Origin of the sequence: Jeotgalicoccus nanhaiensis (assembly GCF_015235105.1) — a bacterium.
Taxonomy (GTDB): Bacteria; Bacillota; Bacilli; order Staphylococcales; family Salinicoccaceae; genus Jeotgalicoccus; species Jeotgalicoccus nanhaiensis.
Window position 1 is genome coordinate 1 of sequence record NZ_JADGLW010000009.1, and the last position, 17,707, is coordinate 17,707.

General features: G+C 43.0%; 17 protein-coding genes and 1 other annotated feature. Of the genes, 1 reads left to right on the forward strand and 16 read right to left on the reverse strand.

The window, feature by feature from the left end; all coding sequences use genetic code 11:
* The first annotated feature begins 5 nt into the window (after positions 1-5).
* Positions 6-95, forward strand: coding sequence for an IS3 family transposase (locus IR135_RS10085; RefSeq protein WP_416212699.1), 90 nt, complete (start codon positions 6-8; stop codon positions 93-95).
* A 76-nt stretch (positions 96-171) separates the two neighbouring features.
* Here the strand turns inward: IR135_RS10085 and tuf are convergent, their stop codons facing one another.
* The 16 genes from tuf to IR135_RS10165 form a co-directional block, all read right to left on the reverse strand.
* Positions 172-1,356 carry an elongation factor Tu gene (gene tuf, locus IR135_RS10090; protein WP_135099076.1) on the reverse strand — a complete coding sequence of 395 codons (1,185 nt, stop codon included), beginning with the start codon at positions 1,354-1,356 and terminating at the stop codon, positions 172-174.
* A 126-nt stretch (positions 1,357-1,482) separates the two neighbouring features.
* A complete protein-coding gene (gene fusA, locus IR135_RS10095) occupies positions 1,483-3,564 on the reverse strand; it encodes an elongation factor G (RefSeq protein WP_135099078.1) in 2,082 nt (693 codons plus the stop codon).
* A 59-nt stretch (positions 3,565-3,623) separates the two neighbouring features.
* A complete protein-coding gene (gene rpsG / locus IR135_RS10100) occupies positions 3,624-4,094 on the reverse strand; it encodes a 30S ribosomal protein S7 (RefSeq protein WP_026860143.1) in 471 nt (156 codons plus the stop codon).
* 69 nt (positions 4,095-4,163) lie between these two features.
* A complete protein-coding gene (gene rpsL, locus IR135_RS10105; RefSeq protein ID WP_115885255.1) occupies positions 4,164-4,583 on the reverse strand; it encodes a 30S ribosomal protein S12 in 420 nt (139 codons plus the stop codon).
* Between the two features lie 401 nt (positions 4,584-4,984).
* Entirely contained in the window at positions 4,985-8,605 is a 3,621-nt protein-coding gene (gene rpoC, locus IR135_RS10110; RefSeq protein ID WP_135099080.1) for a DNA-directed RNA polymerase subunit beta', read from the reverse strand.
* A gap of 39 nt (positions 8,606-8,644) precedes the next feature.
* Positions 8,645-12,187, reverse strand: coding sequence for a DNA-directed RNA polymerase subunit beta (gene rpoB / locus IR135_RS10115; protein WP_135099082.1), 3,543 nt, complete (start codon positions 12,185-12,187; stop codon positions 8,645-8,647).
* 237 nt (positions 12,188-12,424) lie between these two features.
* The gene (locus IR135_RS10120; protein ID WP_135099084.1) at positions 12,425-13,012 is read right to left on the reverse strand and encodes a class I SAM-dependent methyltransferase; all 588 of its coding nucleotides are present in this window, start codon (positions 13,010-13,012) and stop codon (positions 12,425-12,427) included.
* An 88-nt stretch (positions 13,013-13,100) separates the two neighbouring features.
* Positions 13,101-13,466, reverse strand: coding sequence for a 50S ribosomal protein L7/L12 (rplL, locus tag IR135_RS10125; RefSeq protein ID WP_115885259.1), 366 nt, complete (start codon positions 13,464-13,466; stop codon positions 13,101-13,103).
* 44 nt (positions 13,467-13,510) lie between these two features.
* Positions 13,511-14,017, reverse strand: coding sequence for a 50S ribosomal protein L10 (gene rplJ, locus IR135_RS10130; RefSeq protein WP_135099086.1), 507 nt, complete (start codon positions 14,015-14,017; stop codon positions 13,511-13,513).
* A gap of 26 nt (positions 14,018-14,043) precedes the next feature.
* Positions 14,044-14,193 (reverse strand) — a sequence feature (ribosomal protein L10 leader region).
* 42 nt (positions 14,194-14,235) lie between these two features.
* Complete coding sequence (gene rplA / locus IR135_RS10135) at positions 14,236-14,934, reverse strand: 50S ribosomal protein L1 (protein WP_115885261.1); 699 nt, start codon at positions 14,932-14,934, stop codon at positions 14,236-14,238.
* A 61-nt stretch (positions 14,935-14,995) separates the two neighbouring features.
* Complete coding sequence (rplK, locus tag IR135_RS10140) at positions 14,996-15,421, reverse strand: 50S ribosomal protein L11 (protein ID WP_115885262.1); 426 nt, start codon at positions 15,419-15,421, stop codon at positions 14,996-14,998.
* Between the two features lie 149 nt (positions 15,422-15,570).
* Complete coding sequence (gene nusG, locus IR135_RS10145; protein WP_026860134.1) at positions 15,571-16,110, reverse strand: transcription termination/antitermination protein NusG; 540 nt, start codon at positions 16,108-16,110, stop codon at positions 15,571-15,573.
* A gap of 18 nt (positions 16,111-16,128) precedes the next feature.
* On the reverse strand, positions 16,129-16,305 hold the full coding sequence (secE, locus tag IR135_RS10150; protein WP_115885264.1) for a preprotein translocase subunit SecE: 177 nt from the start codon (positions 16,303-16,305) through the stop codon (positions 16,129-16,131).
* Between the two features lie 17 nt (positions 16,306-16,322).
* The gene (gene rpmG, locus IR135_RS10155) at positions 16,323-16,460 is read right to left on the reverse strand and encodes a 50S ribosomal protein L33 (RefSeq protein ID WP_115885265.1); all 138 of its coding nucleotides are present in this window, start codon (positions 16,458-16,460) and stop codon (positions 16,323-16,325) included.
* A gap of 10 nt (positions 16,461-16,470) precedes the next feature.
* Complete coding sequence (locus IR135_RS10160; RefSeq protein WP_135099088.1) at positions 16,471-17,121, reverse strand: sigma-70 family RNA polymerase sigma factor; 651 nt, start codon at positions 17,119-17,121, stop codon at positions 16,471-16,473.
* Positions 17,122-17,181: 60 nt separating this feature from the next.
* Positions 17,182-17,706, reverse strand: coding sequence for an NYN domain-containing protein (locus IR135_RS10165; RefSeq protein ID WP_135099090.1), 525 nt, complete (start codon positions 17,704-17,706; stop codon positions 17,182-17,184).
* Position 17,707: the final 1 nt, after the last annotated feature.

A 17,707-nucleotide genomic window follows, 5' to 3' on the forward strand; every position in this document is an offset into this window, starting at 1 on the left:
AGTACATTAATTATTATAATAAATATAGAATCAAGACAAAATTAAAAGGCATGTCTCCTGAACAATTCAGGAAACATACCTTGAAATCAGCCTAAATCCAAAAGTTCAACTTTTGGGTAGCACGTCAAATCTCAGCTCTTTTTATTTACAGTTATAACAATTCAAAAATTATTATTTTTGGATTTCAGTTACAACGCCTGATCCTACAGTACGTCCACCTTCACGAATTGAGAAACGAGTACCGTCTTCAATAGCGATTGGTGAAATAAGTTCTACTGTCATTTCAACGTTGTCACCAGGCATAACCATTTCAGTTCCTTCTGGTAAGTTACATACGCCAGTTACGTCAGTTGTACGGAAGTAGAACTGCGGGCGGTAGTTAGTGAAGAAAGGAGTGTGACGTCCACCTTCATCTTTTGAAAGAACATAAACTTCAGCTTTGAAGTTTGTGTGTGGTGTGATTGATCCTGGAGCAGCTAAAACCTGTCCACGCTGGATGTCTTCACGTGCAACACCACGTAAAAGAGCACCGATGTTGTCACCAGCTTCAGCGTAGTCAAGAAGCTTACGGAACATTTCTACACCTGTAACAGTTGTTTTCTTAGACTCAGTGATACCGATGATTTCGATTTCTTCACCGACTTTAACTTGTCCACGCTCAACACGTCCTGTAGCAACAGTACCACGGCCAGTGATTGAGAATACGTCCTCAACAGGCATCATGAATGGCTTGTCAGAGTCGCGTTCCGGAGTTGGAATGTACTCATCAACAGCATTCATAAGGTCAAGAATTTTTTGTTCGTACTCTTCGTCGCCTTCAAGAGCTTTAAGAGCTGAACCAGCGATTACTGGAACGTCGTCGCCAGGGAAGTCATATTCAGAAAGTAATTCACGAACTTCCATTTCAACTAATTCAAGTAATTCTTCGTCGTCTACCATGTCAACTTTGTTTAAGAATACAACAAGTGCAGGTACACCTACGTTACGTGAAAGCAGGATGTGCTCACGAGTTTGTGGCATTGGGCCGTCAGCAGCAGATACTACTAAGATACCGCCGTCCATTTGTGCAGCACCAGTAATCATGTTTTTAACATAGTCAGCGTGTCCTGGGCAGTCAACGTGTGCATAGTGGCGTTTTTCAGTTTCGTACTCGATGTGAGACGTGTTAATTGTAATACCACGCTCTTTTTCTTCAGGTGCGTTGTCTACCATGTCGTAGCTTTGTGCTTCTCCGCCACCGTGTTTAGATAATACAGTCGCAATAGCAGCTGTTAAAGTTGTTTTACCGTGGTCAACGTGACCAATAGTACCAATGTTGGCATGCGTTTTCGAACGGTCAAATTTTTCTTTACCCATTGTAAAATACCTCTCCTTATATAGAACATTATTTTTTATATAAAACCCGAGAACGGGGTAAACCCGTCTCGAAGTCTTTCTTACAACACTTATAAAGCATTTATTCTAAAAAATCAAGTATATGAATTAAGCACCTGTATTTTTCTTGATGATTTCTTCAGATACTGATTTAGGAACCTCTTCATAGTGGTCGAATACCATTGAGTAAGTACCGCGACCCTGCGTGTTAGAACGCAGTGATGTTGCGTATCCGAACATTTCAGAAAGTGGAACGAATGCGTTAACGACTTGAGCGTTACCGCGGGCATTCATACCTTCTACACGTCCGCGACGGCTTGTAACGTCACCCATGATGTCACCTAAATATTCTTCAGGCATAACGATTTCAACTTTCATCATCGGCTCTAAAAGAACTGGTTTACATACTTTCGCAGCTTCTCTCAGTGCCAGTGATGCAGCGACTTTAAACGCCATTTCAGATGAATCGACATCGTGGTATGAACCATCGTAAAGTTTAGCCTTAACGTCAACTAAAGGATATCCGGCAATTACACCGTTTTCCATAGAATCTTTAAGTCCAGCTTCTACAGATGGAATATATTCACGTGGAACCACCCCTCCGACAATCGCGTTTTCGAACTCGAAACCGCCGCCTTGCTCGTTTGGAGTAAATTCAATGTGAACGTCACCGAACTGACCGCGACCACCAGATTGGCGGGCGAATTTACCTTGTACCTTAGCAGGTGCAGTAAATGTTTCACGGTAAGATACCATTGGCGCACCAACGTTACATTCAACTTTGAATTCACGTTTCATGCGGTCAACAAGTACGTCCAGGTGAAGCTCACCCATACCGCCGATAATAACCTGTCCGGTTTCTTTATCAGTACGGGCTGTGAACGTCGGGTCTTCTTCCTGCAATTTAACAAGTGCAGTCGTTAACTTATCCTGGTCACTCTTAGACTTCGGCTCAACCGATAAGTGAATAACCGGTTCAGGGAATTCCATAGATTCAAGGATTACGTTAAGTTTTTCCTGTGTAAGAGTATCACCAGTACCAGTGTCTTTTAGACCTACTGCAGCAGCGATATCTCCTGAATAAACAGTCGAGATTTCTTCACGTGAGTTAGCGTGCATCTGTAAGATACGGCCGACACGTTCACGTTTGCCTTTGGTAGTATTCTGTACGTAAGAACCAGCATCAAGTGTACCTGAGTACACGCGGAAGAAAGTAAGCTTACCAACGAATGGATCCGTCATTACTTTAAATGCCAATGCTGCAAACGGCTCAGAATCATCCGGTTTTGCAATATACTCTTCTTCTTCATTATCAGCTTTATGACCGACAATCGGTTTAACGTCTAATGGAGATGGAAGGTAATCTACTACCGCGTTAAGCAGTAATTGAACACCTTTATTTTTGAATGCAGTACCGCAAAGTGCAGGGTAGAATTCAACATCACAAGTCGCTTTGCGAATTGCTGCTTTAAGTTCTTCCACAGAAAGTTCTTCTCCGCCGAGGTATTTTTCCATAACGTCTTCATTGACGTCGGCTAAACCTTCGATAAGAGCTTCTCTTGCTTCTGCTGCTTCGTCAGCGTAATCTGCAGGGATTTCTATTTCGTTAATATCAGTTCCCAGGTCGTTACCGTAGCTGTATGCTTTCATTTCTACAAGATCAATGATTCCTGTGAAATTATCTTCAGCACCAATCGGAATTTGGATCGGGTGTGTATTCGCCTGTAAACGGTCTCTGATAGTGCCTACTGAATACTGGAAGTCTGCACCGACTTTGTCCATTTTGTTTACGAATACAAGTCTTGGAACGCCGTATGTTGTCGCCTGACGCCATACTGTTTCAGTTTGTGGCTCAACACCTGATTGTGCATCAAGTACTGTAACCGCACTGTCGAGTACACGTAATGAACGTTCAACTTCAACAGTGAAGTCTACGTGTCCAGGTGTATCGATAATGTTTACACGGTGGTTATCCCACTCAGCTGTTGTCGCAGCAGATGTGATCGTGATTCCACGTTCCTGCTCCTGCTCCATCCAGTCCATCTGTGAAGCACCTTCGTGTGTTTCACCTAGTTTGTGGATACGCCCTGTGTAATAAAGAATACGTTCAGTCGTCGTAGTTTTACCTGCATCGATGTGTGCCATGATACCGATATTACGCGTTCTTTCTAGAGTAAATGGTCTTGCCATGAGTATTCTTTGCTCCTTCCAGGAATGGATTAGATTTAAATACTAAAAGGCAGTGCTTCCTACCAGCGGTAGTGTGCAAATGCTCTGTTAGCTTCAGCCATTTTATGACTTTCTTCGCGTTTCTTAACTGCTCCACCTGTGTTGTTAGCAGCATCAAGAATTTCGTTAGCTAATCTTTCTTCCATTGTCTTTTCCCCACGCAGACGTGCGTAGTTCACAAGCCAACGTAAGCTTAGAGTAGTACGGCGTTCTGGACGAACTTCAACCGGCACTTGGTAGTTTGACCCACCAACCCGGCGTGCTTTAACCTCAAGAAGTGGCATAATGTTTTCAATCGCTTCGTCAAAAACCTCCATAGCATCTTTACCAGAACGTTCTTGTACTAGATCAAATGCGTTATAAAGAATTTTTTGCGAAGTTCCTCGTTTACCGTCAATCATCATTTTGTTGATGAGTTTAGTCACAAGCTTAGAGTTGTGAATCGGATCCGGTAATACATCTCTTTTTGGTACTGGACCTTTACGTGGCATAATTATCCTCCTTCCATTTTTTATTTTATCATTTTTTTAATTTGCTTACGCATCTAAAGTGACTGAATATTACTTGTCGCCTTTAGGTTTTTTAGCACCGTAATGTGAACGGCTTTGTCTGCGTCCTTCAACACCTGAAGTATCAAGAGCACCGCGAACTACGTGGTAACGTACCCCCGGTAAGTCTTTAACACGTCCTCCGCGGATAAGTACAACACTGTGTTCTTGCAGGTTGTGACCGATACCAGGGATATACGCGTTCACTTCAATATTATTTGATAATCTGACACGTGCATATTTACGCAAAGCAGAGTTTGGTTTTTTAGGAGTCATAGTACCTACACGTGTACAAACACCGCGTTTTTGTGGCGCAGCGTCAGTAGTAACGCGTTTCTTAAGACTGTTAAACCCTCTGTTCAATGCAGGCGATGCAGATTTTTGTGATTTAGTACTGCGTGACTTTCTGATCAACTGATTAATAGTTGGCATAATCGAATGTCCTCCTCTCTTTTTCTTAATCCACACATCCAGGTGGTTCATTTTCAGGGTATAAAAAATCTGTAAGATGTAAATCTTACACAAAATACACTTTGTCTCCTTTATGACTGGGCACAAAGTCCCCTCACAAAGTAACCTTAACTATAATACCACTGCGGCAGCTTCAGTGTCAAGCTTTCCCGATATAAAAAAACATATCGCTAAGACATAAACAGATTAACACAAATCTCCTTCTATAGCTACAATAAACCGGGGATTTTTGTTGAAGTTTTTTCTTTCTCGGGCAGTTTCATTTTTATAAAAAGCCGCTCCTGTTACGGAGCGGCTACCGCACATGCAGTTGACCCTTCAATGCATGTGCTTCCCTCTTATTTTAGTACCTTCCGAAAAAGTTAATCTTCTAAAAGAACAACTTCTTCTTCCGATACTGCTTTTTCAGCTACATCTATCTCTACATCTTTATACTTGGCCATTCCTGTACCTGCAGGAATCAGTTTACCGATAATAACGTTCTCTTTAAGGCCGAGAAGATCATCGCGTTTCCCTTTAATCGCTGCATCTGTCAGGACACGTGTTGTTTCCTGGAAGCTTGCTGCTGAAAGGAAACTTTCAGTTTCAAGTGAAGCTTTCGTAATACCGAGCAGTACCGGTTTTGCTGTTGCCGGACGTTTTCTCTGTTTGAAGATCTCTTTGTTGGCGTCCGTAAACGTATGAATTTCTACTAAAGCACCTGGTAATAACGAAGTGTCTCCGGCATCGATAATGCGCACTTTTCGCAGCATTTGACGAACCATAACTTCAACGTGCTTATCACCGATTTCTACCCCTTGCATGCGGTATACTTTCTGTACTTCTTTAAGCAGATATTCCTGTGTCGTATTTAAACCGGCTACCTGAAGCAGCTGTTTAGGTTCGATTGAACCTTCATTTAACACTTCACCAGGACCGACTTTATCGCCGACTTCAACCAGCAGGCGTGCTGCCCCTGGCACCATGTAAGTGCGGGTTTCATGCTCACCTTTAACTTTAACTTCCTGCTGACGGTCCTTAACAACTTCAATATCCGTTACTGTACCGTGTATTTCTGAAATCTGTGCCTGCCCTTTCGGGTTACGCGCTTCGAATAGTTCCTGAATACGCGGTAAACCTTGTGTAATATCGCTACCTGCTACCCCGCCTGTGTGGAATGTACGCATTGTAAGCTGTGTACCCGGCTCACCAATTGATTGAGCGGCAATTGTACCAACTGCTTCGCCGACCTCAACTTTTTCACCAGTCGCAAGGTTTTTACCATAGCAGCGTTCGCATACACCATGACGTGTATTACATGTAAATGCTGAACGGATATATACTTCTTCAATGCCGCTGTTCACGATTTCTTTAGCGATATCCGGAGTGATTAACTCGTTGCTGCCGAGAATGACCTCGTCAGTTTCCGGATGTCTTACAGTTTCTTTTACATAACGGCCTTCCAGACGGTCGATAAGCGGCTCGATAAGTTCTGATCCTTCTGTCAGTGCAGAAACACTCAGTCCTTTATCAGTACCGCAATCTTCTTCGCGTACGATAACATCCTGCGCAACATCAACCAGACGGCGTGTCAGGTAACCCGAGTCAGCAGTTTTCAGTGCTGTATCGGCAAGACCTTTACGCGCACCGTGAGTCGAGATAAAGTACTCGAGTACTGTCAGTCCCTCACGGAAACTTGATTTGATTGGAAGCTCGATGATTTCACCTGACGGGTTCGCCATCAGTCCGCGCATACCGGCAAGCTGTGTAAAGTTTGATGCGTTACCGCGGGCACCTGAGTCACTCATCATGAAGATCGGGTTCAGGCGGTGTAATGATGCCATCAGTTTTTCCTGAATAACATCTTTAGCTTTTGTCCAAAGTTCAATAACAGCATTATAACGTTCTTCTTCAGTAATTAAACCGCGGGAGAACTGCTTCTGAACTTTCTCAACTTTTTCTTCAGTATCGTCGATGATGACCTGTTTCTCAGGAAGTACAACGATATCTGCTACCCCTACCGTAATACCGGCTTTAGCGGAGTATTTGAATCCGAGGTCTTTCATCAGATCCAGCATGACAGATGTTTCTGTAATGTGGAACTTGTTGAAGACTTCCGCAATAACCTGTCCAAGATATTTCTTGTCAAATGGATCGACAAGCGGCATTTCCTGAATTTTTTCAACTAAACCTTCTTCGCCTAAATCTTTAGCGTCAATGAAGTATTTGTTTGGTGTTTTGCGTTCTAAGTTTTCGCGTGTCGGTTCGTTAATATACGGGAATGAAGGCGGCATAATCTGATTGAAGATTACTTTGCCGACAGTCGTCATTAATAGTTTACCTTTGTTCTCCGCAGAAACTTTTTCCTCAGATAAGGTTTGTGTATGAAGGCCGATACGCGTATGAAGTGATGTGTAACCGTTCTGGTAAGCCATCACAACTTCATCGATACTCTTGAAGATATGCCCTTCATTTTTCATGTTTTCACGTTCAAGTGTCAAGTAGTAGTTACCAAGAACCATATCCTGGGACGGTGTAACTACCGGCTTGCCGTCTTTAGGGTTAAGGATATTTTGAGCAGCGAGCATCAGCATGCGTGCTTCAGCTTGTGCTTCTTTCGATAATGGAACGTGCACTGCCATCTGGTCACCGTCAAAGTCAGCATTGTATGCTGTTGTAACTAACGGGTGAAGACGGATAGCGCGGCCTTCCACTAATTTCGCTTCGAAAGCCTGAATACCGAGACGGTGAAGTGTCGGTGCACGGTTCAGCAGTACCGGGTGCTCGGAAATAACATCTTCCAGAACATCCCATACTTCATTTTCCATGCGCTCAATCTTGCCTTTGGCATTCTTGATGTTTGTCGCCAAGTCACGTGCTACAAGTTCTTTCATCACGAAAGGCTTGAACAGTTCGAGCGCCATTTCCTTCGGCAGTCCGCACTGATACATTTTCAGACCCGGTCCGACAACGATTACCGAACGTCCTGAATAGTCAACACGTTTACCAAGAAGGTTCTGACGGAAACGTCCCTGTTTACCTTTAAGCATATGAGACAGTGACTTAAGCGGGCGGTTACCCGGTCCTGTAACAGGACGGCCACGGCGGCCATTATCGATAAGCGCATCTACAGCTTCCTGCAGCATGCGTTTCTCATTCTGGACGATAATTCCCGGTGCTCCTAAATCAAGGAGACGTTTCAGACGGTTGTTACGGTTAATTACGCGACGGTAAAGGTCGTTCATATCACTCGTAGCAAAACGCCCGCCGTCCAGCTGTACCATCGGACGAATTTCCGGAGGAATAATCGGCAGCACATCAAGAATCATCCATGACGGATCATTGCCTGAATGACGGAAAGCTTCAACGACTTCAAGACGTTTGATCGCTCTTGTCAGACGCTGTCCTGTTGCTGTTTCAAGCTCTTTTCTGAGCATTTCAAGTTCCGCGTTTAAGTCCACCTGCTGAAGTAATTCTTTAATCGCTTCAGCACCCATTTTCGCTGCAAATGTATTGCCGAATTTATCGTAATACTCGCGGTATTCACGTTCGCTTAAGAGCTGCTTAGGCTCGAGACCCGTAGGTCCCGGCTTAATTACAGCGTAAGATGCGAAATAGATAATTTCTTCAAGCGAGCGGGGTGACATATCTAAAAGGAGACCCATGCGTGACGGAATTCCTTTAAAGTACCAGATGTGAGTTACAGGAGCTGCAAGCTCGATGTGCCCCATTCTTTCACGTCTTACTTTAGCGCGTGTAACTTCGACTCCGCAGCGGTCACAAACCATCCCTTTATATCTGACACGTTTGTACTTACCGCAGCTGCATTCCCAGTCTTTAGTCGGTCCGAAAATCTTCTCACAGAATAAACCATCGCGTTCCGGTTTTAATGTTCTGTAGTTAATCGTTTCCGGTTTCTTCACTTCACCGAAAGACCATGAACGAATCTTTTCCGGTGACGCTAAACCAATTTTCATATATTTAAATCTATTAACATCTATCAATGAGCTTTCCTCCCTAAAGTTTTCTCGAAGCTCAGCACATTACTCAGTAACATTTTCATTTTCAGCTGAAGCAGTTACCTTGTCCGATTGAGTCGGTTGGCTTTCCATCTCGTCATCTTCTGTATCGCGCAATTCAATTTCTTCGTCGTTTTCATCCATGATACTTACATCGAGACCCAGACTCTGAAGTTCTTTCATCAATACTCTGAATGATTCCGGAACGCCCGGTTTCGGCAGGTTTTCACCTTTAACAATTGCTTCATATGTTTTCACACGCCCGACTGTATCATCGGATTTAACTGTCAGAATTTCCTGTAATGTGTATGCGGCACCGTATGCTTCAAGCGCCCAAACTTCCATCTCACCGAAACGCTGTCCGCCGAACTGCGCTTTACCGCCCAGTGGCTGCTGCGTTACTAATGAGTAAGGTCCGGTACTTCTTGCATGCAGTTTATCGTCAACCATGTGCGCAAGTTTAAGCATGTACATCACACCAACAGAAATACGGTTTTCAAACGGTTCGCCTGTGCGTCCGTCGTAAAGTACCGTCTTACCGTCGCGTGCAAGTCCTGCTTCTTCCATCGTAGTCCATACATCATCTTCGTTCGCTCCGTCAAATACCGGAGATGCCATTCTTAAGCCCATTGCACGCGCCGCCATACCGAGGTGCAGTTCAAGAACCTGACCAATGTTCATACGGGACGGGACACCAAGCGGGTTAAGCATGATATCAATTGGCGTGCCGTCAGGCATATAAGGCATATCTTCTTCAGGTAAAATTTTCGAAATAACACCTTTGTTACCGTGACGTCCGCACATTTTATCTCCTTCAGAAATTTTTCTCTTCTGAACGATATAAACACGAACGAGCTGGTTCACACCAGGTGATAATTCGTCGCCGTCTTCACGGTTGAAGACTTTAACATCAAGCACGATTCCGCCTGCACCGTGAGGTACACGCAGTGAAGTATCTCTGACTTCACGCGCTTTTTCACCGAAGATTGCATGCAGTAAACGTTCTTCTGCAGTTAATTCAGTCACACCTTTAGGCGTTACTTTACCGACGAGAATATCACCGTCGATAACTTCAGCACCGATGTGCACAATTCCGCGATCGTCCAGTTTTTTAAGCGCGCTGTCCGATACGTTTGGAATGTCGCGTGTAATTTCTTCAGGTCCGAGTTTTGTGTCTCTTGATTCAGATTCGTATTCTTCAATATGAATTGAAGTGTATACATCCTGTTTCACAAGACGCTCACTCATAATTACAGCATCCTCATAGTTATAACCATCCCACGTCATAAAGCCGACAACAAGGTTGCGTCCAAGAGCCATTTCACCGTTGTCCATAGAAGGTCCATCGGCAAGTATTTCACCTTTTTCAACGATGTCGCCTTCAGTAATTATCGGTTTCTGGTTATAGCATGTTCCTGCGTTTGAACGCACGAATTTAGACATTCTGTAAATATCTTTTTCTGTTTCTACGTCTTTACCGTTCTTATCTTCGATACGGCGGACGTGAATTTCTTTCGCTTCGACATGTTCAACGCGCCCTCTGTAGCGTGAAACTACAGCAGCACCTGAGTCGCGGGCAGACACGTGTTCCATACCTGTACCGATAAACGGCGATTCAGGATTTAATAATGGAACTGCCTGACGCTGCATGTTCGCACCCATAAGTGCACGGTTAGAGTCATCATTCTCAAGGAATGGAATACAAGCAGTCGCGGCAGATACTACCTGCTTAGGCGATACGTCCATGTAGTCCATACGATCCCGCTGCATCTGAGTGTTGTTTCCGCGGAAACGGCAGATAACTTCCTCATCGAGGAATGAGCCGTCTTCATCGAGAACAGCATTCGCCTGCGCAACGACATAGCTGTCTTCTTCATCAGCTGTTAAGTAATCGATTTTATTCGTTACTTTATTCGTTTCAGGATCAACTCTTCTGTACGGTGTTTCGATAAATCCGAAATCATTAACGCGTGCATAACTTGACAGCGTGTTAATCAGACCGATGTTCGGCCCCTCCGGAGTTTCAATCGGACACATACGTCCGTAGTGAGAGTAGTGAACGTCACGCACTTCCATGCCGGCGCGTTCACGAGTCAGACCGCCGGGTCCTAAGGCAGACAGACGGCGTTTGTGCGTCAGTTCTGCAAGCGGATTTGTCTGGTCCATAAATTGTGATAACTGCGAGCTTCCGAAGAACTCTTTAATAGATGCAATTACCGGACGAATGTTAATCAGCTGTTGAGGCGTTACCGTTTCAGTATCCTGAATAGACATTCTTTCACGTACAACACGTTCCATACGGGAAACACCGATACGGAATTGGTTTTGCAGCAATTCACCGACTGAACGCAGACGACGGTTACCGAGATGGTCAATATCATCTGTGAATCCGACACCTTCCAATAAATTAAAGAAATAACTCATTGAAGAAATAATATCTGAAGGCGTGATTGATTTAACTTCCACATCAGGGAAGGCGTTGCCGATTACTGTCGTTGAATGCTCTTCATTGTTGCGTGATTTGACTTTCACCGATTGAATTTCAACAGGCTCGTCTAAGAGCCCCTGCTCAAGGTGATAAGTTTTCAGGTTTGCAGTTGTTTCAAGCTGCTCCATAATCGAGTCCAGTGTACGGCGATCGATAGTTGAGCCTGCTTCAGCAATAATTTCACCTGTCTCTGAGTCGACAACCGGTTCTGTAAGCACTTGGTTGAAGAGACGGTTTTGCAGATGAAGTTTTTTATTCATCTTATAACGTCCGACATTTGCAAGATCGTACCGTTTCGGATCAAAGAATCTCGAATATAATAAATTACGTGCGTTTTCTACTGTTGGCGGTTCGCCTGGACGCAATCTTTCATAGATTTCTAACAGGGCCTGGTCGACTGTTTCTGTCGCATCTTTCTCGAGCGTATTGCGAAGGTATTCGTTATCGCCGAGAAGATTGATGATTTCTTCGTCAGTTGCAAAACCTAACGCACGTAATAATACCGTAATCGGCAATTTGCGCGTGCGGTCAATTCTTACATATACGACATCTTTTGCGTCGATTTCATATTCCAACCATGCGCCACGGTTAGGGATGACTGTTGCTCCGAAGTTCAATTTACCATTTTTGTCGAACTTCTCAGAGAAATATACAGACGGGCTTCTTACTAATTGCGAAACGATTACACGCTCGGCACCATTAATAATAAAAGTCCCTGTATCCGTCATCAATGGGAAATCTCCCATAAATACATCCTGCTCTTTAACTTCGCCGGTTTCTTTGATGACTAAGCGAACTTTCACTCTCAGCGGTGCTGAGTAAGTAGAATCGTGATCTTTCGCTTCTTCCTCGTTATACTTCGGTTCGCCGAGTTTATAATCTACAAATTCCAAAGACATATTCCCAGTAAAATCTTCTACCGGAGAAATATCTTTAAACATTTCGATTAGACCGGTTTCTAAAAACCACTCGTACGATTTCGTCTGAATCTCAATTAAGTTAGGTAATTCTAACTTCTCTTCGATACGCGCATAACTTCTACGTTGTGCATGTCTTCCATACTGAATCAATTGACTCATCGACAGATTCACCCCTAATAATATTTGCGTAAACTATAATGGACATTTAAGAGCGGAACAGTTCAAAAGACAAAAAGAAAACGGAATCGTATTCAACCCCATTTCCTATTAAACTGGACACTTATTCAAAATGTTCCATTCAACAGCTGCACAGAAAAGTACATACTTATTGATATTAATTTAACATTCTATAAGAATAACATATACAATTTGTCAAGTCAAATATATAATTTCTTTTTATTTAGTGCTTTTTAAGATGTAATAACCTTTATCTTTTGCTGCAATTTCAACATTCCCAAACAGAGATTTTAAATACTTTTTATAAGAAGGCATACCCTGTTTTTTCTGTACAACCATATAAAAGCAGCCTTTTTCTTCCAGGCGCCGATAACCGTCATCCAGAATTCCGAGCACCGTATCCTTGCCCGCTCTAAATGGCGGATTCGTAACGTACAGAGATGCATTTAAATCTGAAACGTCATAACTGCTCCGGTTGAGAATCTCGGCATCAACCTTTTCCCGGCGGGTGTTTTCAATAGATAATTGTATTGCATCCTCGTTAACTTCTACCATTACCGGTTTAAGTCCAAGTTCTTTGCCGAGCACGGTACCGATCGGTCCGTAGCCTGCGCCCATGTCAATAAACTTACCGCCGCCTTCAAAATCCGAAAATACAGTTTTGATCAGCACTTCAGTACCATAATCAATCTGATTTTTAGAAAATACACCGCGGTCTGTTTTAAAACGGTAGACATAATCGTTGAAACTGAATTTTATTTCGCTGAATTCGTGCGGCGTGTCATCCGTAGTGTAATAGTGAGACATACAATCTCCCCCAGTTGCTGAAAGTAACTAAAAAAGTCCCCGATAAACTTATGTTTACGGGAACTTTTTCTGTCAAAATTTATATAGCTTACTTAACTTCTACGCCAGCGCCAACTTCTTCAAGTTGAGCTTTAAGAGCTTCAGCGTCTTCTTTAGAAAGACCTTCTTTGATGACTTTAGGAGCGCCGTCAACTAACTCTTTAGCGTCTTTAAGACCAAGACCAGTAGCTTCGCGAACTACTTTGATTACTTTAATCTTAGAAGAACCTGCATCTGTAAGTTCTACATCAAATTCAGTTTGTTCTTCAGCAGCAGCAGCTTCTCCGCCACCTGCAGCAGCTACAGGAGCAGCAGCTGTTACGCCGAATTCTTCTTCAATTGCTTTTACTAAGTCGTTTAATTCTAAAACTGACATTTCTTTAATACTTTCAATGATTTGTTCATTGTTAGCCATAATAATATTCCTCCATTTTATAATTGTTTTCAGCGTGCCCGTTATTAAGCTTCGCCGTTTTCCTGTTCTTTCTCTTCACCGATAGCTTTAACTGCATATGCGAAGTTGCGTACTGGCGCTTGTAATACTGATAACAGCATAGAAAGCAATCCGTCTCTTGATGGCAGAGATGCAATTGATTTAACATCTTCGACCGGTACGAAACTACCTTCGATGACACCTGCTTTAATTTCTAAAGCTTCGTGTTTTTTAGCAAATTCGTGGATGATTTTAGCTGGCGCGATAACATCTTCGTTAGAAAATGCGATTGCACTCGGGCCTACTAAGAATTCGTTCAGCTCAGATAAGCCGACAGAATCCGCAGCGCGGCGAACCATCGTGTTTTTGTAAACTTTGAATTCAATCCCAGCATCGCGCAATTGCTTACGCAGTTCAGTTACTTCAGATACTGTTAGACCGCGGTAGTCTACTAATACAGTAGATACAGAGTTTTTCAGCTGTTCTGAAATCACTTCAACGTGCTGTTGTTTTTGTTCAATCACGTTTGACATGTAGTTACACCTCCATTATTTTTTCTGGTGCAAATAAAAAAGCACCTTTTACCGGCGGCAAAAAGTGCTTGAATTTATATGAATATCATTCAAGTCATTTTTATTTGCCTCGGCAGGATAGTTATTAAGCTGTTATGTTCAGCTCCTGCTGTCTTAGGTAATTTTTAAATTTACAAGTGTAAATATAACTGATATATCTACACTTGTCAATGATTATTTTAGACAGTTCTTACTACGCTTGGGTCAACTGTAATTCCAGGACCCATCGTGCTTGATACTGTTACTGATTTGAAGTAAACACCTTTAGATGATGACGGTTTAGCTTTTTCCAGTGCATCGTGAATCGCTTTAAAGTTTTCTACCAGCTGTTCTTCGCTAAATGAAACTTTACCGATTCCAACGTGTACAATACCTGCTTTTTCAGCGCGGTATTCAACTTTACCAGCTTTAATTTCCTGAACTGCTTTAGTTACGTCCATAGTTACCGTACCAGTTTTAGGGTTCGGCATTAGTCCTTTAGGTCCAAGTACCCGGCCTAATTTACCAACTTCGCCCATCATGTCCGGTGTTGCAACGATAACATCGAAATCAAACCATCCACCGTTAATTTTCTGTGCCAATTCTGCTTCGCCAACGTAATCTGCGCCAGCTGCTTCTGCTTCTTTAGCTTTATCGCCTTTAGCAAATACTAATACACGCTGTGACTTACCAGTACCGTGCGGCAGCACTAATGCGCCACGGATCTGCTGATCATTTTTACGCGTATCAATACCTAGACGGAATGCTACTTCAACTGAAGCGTCAAAGTTGGCAACATGCGTTTCTTTAGCAAGTTTAATTGCTTCTTCAATTGAGAACACAGAGTTTTGATCAAACTTCTCTAGAGCAGCTTGATACTTTTTACCTCTCTTAGCCATATCTATTCCTCCTTGTGGTTATAGCGGGGTTAATCCTCCCACGACCGTATTAATACTTAATTTATTTTTCGACAGTGAAGCCCATGCTTCGAGCTGTACCTTCAACCATTTTAACCGCTGCGTCTACTGATGCTGCGTTTAAGTCTTCCATTTTCGTTTCAGCGATCTCACGAACCTGATCCGCTGTAACAGTTGCCACCTTGTTTTTGTTAGGTTCGCCAGAACCCTTCTCAGTGTTAGCTGCTTTCTTAAGAAGAACAGCTGCCGGTGGAGTTTTTGTAATAAATGTGAATGAGCGATCTTCAAATACTGAGATCTCAACAGGAATAATAAGACCTGCCTGCTCTTGTGTACGCGCGTTGAATTCTTTACAGAATCCCATGATGTTTACGCCTGCCTGACCTAGGGCCGGACCTACCGGTGGTGCCGGGTTCGCCTTACCTGCAGGAATTTGCAATTTCACAACATTAATAACTTTTTTAGCCACGATGTTGCACCTCCTCATAATCGTGATGTGGTCACAGGATGTTTAGATTTCATCCTCCCACTCTTCATCTGTATACATAAATAAAGATGGCCGCAAATTTGCGACCATGAAAGTATAGCATATATTAGTTACATATTTCAATTAAAAATTTAAAGTTTCTCGATTTGATCGAATTCAACTTCAACAGGCGTTTCGCGTCCAAACATTTCAACAAGGACGGTAAGCTTGTAACGCTCCTCATCAATCGATTCGATTACACCGCTCTGATTGTTAAATGGACCCGCGATAATATTGATTGATTCGCCGACAGCGACTTCAACATCAACAATTTTTTCCGACATACCCATCTGACGCAGGATAAATTTAACTTCATCCGGCAAGAGAGGATTCGGTTTGCTGCCCGCACCCTGCGAGCCGACAAATCCGGTAACACCCGGCGTATTGCGGACGACGTACCAAGATTCATCTGTCATAACCAGTTCGACGAGTACATAGCCCGGAAATGTTTTTTTCATTGCCGTTTTCTTTTTCCCGTCTTTAATCGTTGTTTCCTCTTCTTCAGGGATGACTACGCGGAAAATTAAATCCTGCATATTCATCGATTCAAGGCGCGCCTCTAGGTTTGCCTTTACTTTGTTTTCATAGCCTGAATAGGTATGTACTGCATACCAGTGCTTGTCTAGAGACATTTTACCGCTCCTTTAAAATTACATAAGATCAATTAGTGCTGTGATGCCGATATCCAGCACGTAGAAAAATGCCAGAAAAAATACTACAGTAACTACTACTGTCGTTGTATAACGGACTACTTCCTGCCCTGTCGGCCAGCTGACTTTCTTCATCTCGCTAACAACATTTTGGAAGAAGTTTTTATTATTATTCATCAACCGTTCCCCCTGAATTATATAGAACTTTTATGCGTTGTATGCTTATTGCATTTTGGACAGTGTTTTTTCATGACGAGTCTTTCGTTGTGAACCGGCTTGTTCAGTGAATAGTTCCGCGAGCCGCAGCTGCTGCATATAAGAGCAATTTTCATCTTAAAATCCTCATTTCAATTCTAATATACTATATCGGTTCAGGGCGTCATTGTCAACAACAGTGTGTAAATCTTCAACTGAGTTGAATTTGATTTTAATCCTGTAAAACGTATTGATGACAGACTCCGGTTCCTTGTTAAATATATCTGCGATATCTTCTATTGTGCAGCCGTCGAGAAATAATTTCAAAGCCCGCTTTTCATAATTCGATAAATTGCCGGCCGCCCCCGCATACTCTGCCTGAGTTTCTTTCAGCATGATATGCGGCAGAGCGTGCTGATGTTCCAGCAGCAGAATTTCGTCAGGATTGAGTTCAACCTGATGCCAGACCTTGAGCCGGTGAATATAATCGTACATCTTCAGCCTGATAGAGCGGAGAACATAATGCTTGTAATGTCCCTTTGCAAAGTCGTATTTCAAACATAAAATCAGTGCGCTGAGCACCATTTCCTGAATTAAATCTTCCCGGTCGTGTTCATTCATATCGTACTTGAAAGTCATCCGTCTGATTATCGGACGGAGATGATGGTCGATGTTATCAAAAAAGTGGAATTCGCCAGCTTTTACCTGCAGTGCATAAGCATCTAATAATTTATCTCCGCCGTAAACAGCCGGCTGCTCTTCTTTAATATAAATATACAATGACTTTATGAAATACATCCGCCCGCCTCCTTTTATATTACTTCTAATATATGAGGTTCCGGGCGGCCCTTCAAGCCGTCAATTCTCTCCGCGCCGCAGTTTTTCCATTTTCGCAAGCACTTCGTCGCTGATATCAAGTTTTGTTCTCGGCAGTTTTTCATTTATTGTCTCGATATGGGAACTGATATTTTTACCGGCTTCCGCCAGGTTCATCCACATCTCTCTGGAAGGAATCCGGTAAGCGCCATAGGCAAAAATGGCATTCTGTTCTGTCAGATCACTCGTTACAACACTGATATCGCAGAGGTGGGGGTGATAGTTATCGTACACAAAACGCTCTATATATTCATCCGCCGTTTCCTTCTCTTTCGTATAAATCACCGTGATACCGTAGTAATCGATAACCGCTTCCTGATTTTTCACTTCATAAGCATCAAAAACACAGATAATTTCATAATTCTGAAGCGCTTGATACTCGCTCAGCGCTTTCAATACTTCTTCTCTTGCCAGCTGGAGAGAAATTTTAGATTCTGCAAATAACTCGGAGTTCGCACCAATTAAATTATAGCCGTCAACCACCAGCAGACGCCGTTTTTTGCGCATG